Source organism: Labrys miyagiensis, assembly GCF_030160835.1.
Taxonomy (GTDB): Bacteria; Pseudomonadota; Alphaproteobacteria; order Rhizobiales; family Labraceae; genus Labrys; species Labrys miyagiensis.
The window spans coordinates 1-4,250 of sequence record NZ_BSPC01000086.1 but is presented as its reverse complement, the minus strand read 5'-3'; the positions used below and the strand labels follow the sequence as shown (position 1 = coordinate 4,250).

At 66.8% G+C, this 4,250-nt stretch carries 3 protein-coding genes; 1 reads left to right on the top strand and 2 read right to left on the bottom strand.

Features of this window, described 5'->3' with window-relative positions; all coding sequences use genetic code 11:
• Nucleotides 1-125 precede the first annotated feature (125 nt).
• Entirely contained in the window at nucleotides 126-1,043 is a 918-nt protein-coding gene (locus QQL24_RS34050; protein WP_284316768.1) for a LysR family transcriptional regulator, read from the bottom strand.
• 334 nt (nucleotides 1,044-1,377) lie between these two features.
• Entirely contained in the window at nucleotides 1,378-2,292 is a 915-nt protein-coding gene (locus QQL24_RS34045) for a transglutaminase family protein (protein ID WP_284316767.1), read from the bottom strand.
• 352 nt (nucleotides 2,293-2,644) lie between these two features.
• On the opposite strand from QQL24_RS34045, the gene QQL24_RS34040 reads away from it, so the two are divergent.
• Nucleotides 2,645-3,859, top strand: coding sequence for an aminotransferase class I/II-fold pyridoxal phosphate-dependent enzyme (locus QQL24_RS34040; RefSeq protein ID WP_284316766.1), 1,215 nt, complete (start codon nucleotides 2,645-2,647; stop codon nucleotides 3,857-3,859).
• Nucleotides 3,860-4,250 lie beyond the last annotated feature (391 nt).

Here is a 4,250-nt window from a genome sequence, read left to right as displayed (position 1 = left end):
ACAGCTCAGATAGTCGCTCACCTCTATCCTCTCCCCGTAAGAACGGGGCGAGGGGACGCAGCCGGCGCGTCTCTTTCTTCACCGCCTCATCTCGCCCAACCGAAGAGCAGAGAGGTCGCCGCACCCTACCGCTTCCACCCCCTGTCCCAGGCCGGCTCGCCGCGATAGCGTTCGGCCAGGAAGTCCACCAGCACCCGCACCTTCAGCGCCAGATGCCGCCCGGGCGGATACATCGCGTAGACGGCGAGGCGGCGGTCGGTGAAATCCTCCAGCAGCGGCTTGAGGCGGCCGGCCTGCAGGGCGGCGCCGGCGACGAAGCTCGGGCCGTGCATGATGCCGAGCCCCGCCTCCGCCGCCGTCAGGCAGGCCTCGCCATTGGAGAACTGCAGCCTGCCGCTGACGGGCACGCTCAGCGCGGCGCCGTCGCGGTCGGTGAAGCGCCAGATATGGGGATCGCGGAAATTGCTGTCGAGGAGGCAGTCGTGCCCGGCGAGATCGGCGGGATGGCGCGGCTCGCCCCGCGCCGCGAGATAGGAGGGCGCGGCCGCCACCGCCAGGCGGATATCGCAGAGCTTGCGGGCGATCAGGCTCGAATCGGCCGGGTTGCCGACACGGATGGCAAGGTCGAAGCCCTCGTCCACGACACTGACGACGCGGTCGGTGAAGCTGACATCGAGCTGGATGTCGGGATAGGCCAAGGCGAAATCGGCCAGCGCCGGGGTGAGATGCATGGTGCCGAAGCTGAGCGGCACGGTGAGCCGGATGCGCCCGGCCGCCAGGCCCGAGGCGCTGCGGATGGAGGCATCGAGCGCGTCGAGATCCTCCAGCAGCGCCTTGATGCGCTCGTGATAGGCCCGGCCGATCTCGGTGGGCGAGAGCGCGCGCGTGGTGCGCTTGAGAAGCTGCACGCCGAGCTCCGCCTCCAGCCGCGAAACCAGCTTGGAAGCCTGCCCGGAACTGGTGCCGAGCCGCTCGGCCGCCTTGGAGAAGCTGCCGGTATCGAGCACCGCCACGAACATCCGGTCACATTCGAGCCGCTCCATGCATTGCTTCCGGTTTGGAGGGAATGGGAGGGGAAGGTAGCAGGGATGGGGTGAGGGCGGAAGGAATGGGGCGGGACTTATGCGAAAGGGCGCGACGCGAGCGCACACAAGTTGTGTGCGCGGCCTCCCCCACGAAGCTGGGGGAGGTGGGCCGGCGGAGCCGGCTCGGAGGGGGGTGTGGGCGGAGTGAGGCGCGGGAATCGTCAACTCATAGCGCCGTTTCGCGCGCCCTTTTCTGACCACACCCCCTCCGTCATTGCTTCGCAATGCCACCTCCCCCAGCTTCGTGGGGGAGGCTCGCGTCGCGCCTGCCTAGGAAAGTCATGCCCGCCCCCTACGCCGGCGCGACCTCAAGCTCCCGCCCTTCCAGCACCTGCTCGACATCCACGCCCACCCACAGCCCGACAAAGGCCGAAGGCGTGCCGACGAAGGAGCCGCTGATCGGCAGGGCCTGGTGGGGTTCGCGCACCACGGCGATGCGGATCAGCCGGTCGGAGGCGACGAGGCCGTTGGTGGGGTCGAACTCGACCCAGCCCGTATCCGGCAGGTAGACGTCGGCCCAGGCATGGCTGGCGCCGGCGCCCTGCATGGCGGGCTCGCCGTTCTCAGGAATGGGATCGAACAGATAGCCGGAGACGAAGCGCGCGCCGAAGCCGAGCAGGCGCGCGCAGGCGATGAACAGCGCCGCGAAGTCGCGGCAGGCGCCGCTGCGGTTGCGGAAGGTCAGCGCCGGGTCCTGCGTCGACTGCTCGAAGCGCGTCTCGTAGGTGAAGGTGCCGTGGATCTCCTGGCAAAGGCCCGTCAGCAGGTCCATCGCCCCGCCCGAATAGCGCCTGGGCAGGCCGGCGATCCACACGCGCAGATCGTCCGGATAGGTCTCGGCGGAGGTCAGCATGGTGGCGCCGAGATCGATGGCCTCGTCCGCCGAATAGACGATCGGGAACGGCGTCTCCCGGCCCGAAAGGAAATGCGTGGGCACGGCGGAGGGAAAGCGGTCGATCTCCAGCCGGCTTTCGATCTCCAATTCGCTGGCCTGGCCGGAGAAGTGGCCGGTGCAGACCTCATTGCCGAACACGTCATAGGTCCAGGCATAGTCGGCCGGCAGCGAGGTCGTCAGCGTGGCCGAGATGAGCCGCATCTCGTGGCTGTCGCGCGGACGCAGCATCATGCGGTGGGGGCCAAAGCTGACCCGCTCGGCATAGCGATAGGTCGTGCGATGGGTGATGATCAGGCGCTTCAATGCATTCAACTCCACGATCCCACGGGTTCGTTGTCAGGATCGCGAGGACAACAGCGCAGGCAGGATCTTGTTTCATGTGCAAACCGGATAGCCGCCATGCGCGGCCTATGCCGTTACGTCATGTATCTTGGTACCATCATGCGGACAGAGCCGCCAGACGTTTTACCATGCGGTCATACAGGTTCCGGCCGACAAGAATGAGGCACCGCCGCCCTACCCTTCCGACCCCGAACCCCATGGTTACAGCCCCGTAAGGTGGACGGCGCGATAAAATAGGCTATGACCGGAGCAAAATTGCGTTAGCCGCGTTGCAGGCGAATCGGCCTCGCGTCGCGGGCTTGTATGGGACTGAGGAGTAGATATGGCAGGGCCGCCAGGCATCAAGGCACGTGCGCGAGGTTTTGCCGAGGTGTTCGACCGCTCCATCGGCGATGCCCTGACCCCGCTGAGCGTGGTGATCGAGAAAGTGCTGAGCCCGGTGCGCGCCGTGATCGAGGGCCGCGAGACCCTGATGTTCGGCACCAACTCCTATCTCGGCCTCAATTTCGATCCCGCCTGCATCGCCGCCGCCGAGGCCGCCATGGCAAGTTTCGGCACCGGCTCCACCGCCTCGCGCGTCGCCAGCGGCAACCAGGCCCTGCATGTCGGGCTGGAGCGCCAGATCGCCGAGCTCTATGGCCGGCGCGACGCGACCATCTTCTCCACCGGCTTCATGGCCAATCTCGGCGCCATCGGCGGCCTCGTCCGCGAGGGCGACGCCGCCGTGCTCGACGCCCACTGCCACGCCTCGATCTTCGACGCCTGCAAGCTCTCGGGCGCCAAGATCCTTACCTTCAGGCACAATGACGCCGCCGATCTCGCCCGCATCATCGCCGAGAGCGGCATCGCGCCGAGCCGCACGCTGGTGGTGGTGGAAGGCCTCTACAGCGTGCTCGGGGATCTCGCCGATCTCGACGCTATCAGCACGGTGACGGCCGGCCTCGGCGCCGTGCTCCTGGTGGACGAAGCCCATTCCCTCGGCCTTTACGGCGCCAGGGGCCGCGGCGTCGCCGAGGCGCAGGGCGTGGAGGACAAGGTCGACATCATCGTCGGCACCTTCTCCAAGAGCGTCGGCGTGGTGGGCGGCTATTGCGTGACCGACGATCCCGCCTTCCGGGCGCTGCGCTTTGCCGCGCGCAGCTACCTCTACACCGCCTCCCTGCCCCCGCCCGTGGTGGCGGCGGCGAGCCAGGCGCTGAGCATCATCCGCGACGACAGCGACAAGCGCCGCACCGTCTTCCGCAATGCCGAAACCGTCCACCGCGGCCTCACCGCCCTCGGCCTGCCCCCGCTGGCCCCACCCGGCCCAGTGGGCGCGGTGCCCATGCCCGGCATCAAGCCCGGCCTCGACACCTGGACGGCCCTGCTGCGCGCCGGGCTCTACGTCAACATGCTGATCCCGCCGGCGACGCCGAATGGCGAGGTGGTGCTGCGCTATTCGGTGTCGGCGGCGCATAGCCCGCGCGACATCGATGCGGCGCTGGACATCATCGCGGCGACGGGAAGGCAGACGGGCGTACTGCGACCGGCGGCGTAGCGCGACTAAGGAACCGTCGGCAAACAAGTGGTTCAAGCGCGACAGCGGTTACCTCCCCTCCCCCTTGTGGACTCACCATTCCCGAATGGGAATGGCGTATGATTCACACATTTCAGTATTGAGCAGACCACACTCGGCAGCCGGGCGAGAAGAGTCGGTTTGAGAAAAGGACGAAGCGGTTGCGCCCCCTCGCCCCGTTCTTACGGGGAGAGGATAGAGGTGAGGGGCTGCGCGACTTTTGCAGGATTATTTTCTTAAATAAGTCAGATAGATACAATGACGACGAGGCGTCACGCCAGACGATCGCGCCTCGCAGAAGCTAATCCCAGAACGTTGCGCAGCCCCTTGTATCTGCAGGAATGATTTGATGCACGATAGAAGCGACGAGCCC